This window comes from Stenotrophomonas sp. SrG, from assembly GCF_050031795.1.
In the GTDB taxonomy this organism is placed as follows: Bacteria; Pseudomonadota; Gammaproteobacteria; order Xanthomonadales; family Xanthomonadaceae; genus Stenotrophomonas; species Stenotrophomonas rhizophila_A.
Genome location: NZ_JBNBBE010000794.1, coordinates 1 through 245, shown reverse-complemented (window position 1 = coordinate 245; position 245 = coordinate 1). Strand labels below are relative to the sequence as shown.

General features: G+C 73.9%; 1 pseudogene. It reads right to left on the bottom strand.

Annotation, left to right across the window (positions count from 1 at the left end):
• A pseudogene (locus ACQG3P_RS21735) lies at positions 1–245 on the bottom strand (cytochrome c biogenesis protein DipZ); the annotation flags it as partial.

The following is a 245-nucleotide window of genomic DNA, read 5'->3' as shown; positions in this document are numbered from 1 at the left end:
GAGCAGGCCCTGTTCCAGCCGCGCGGGGCTGACCGACGACAACCGGGTGAGCACGCCGGTGACCCAGCCCATCGCAATGGCCACCACTGCCAGCAGTGCGGCCACGCCCAACGCGCGGCGGATCCACGCGCCCGCGCCCAGCCGCCGCTTCAGCGCGGTGAACACGCGCCCGCCAATCCAGATCGCCAGTGCCAGCGCGGTGGCCGCGCCCAGGGCATACGCCAGCAGCAACCCGCTGGTGCCCA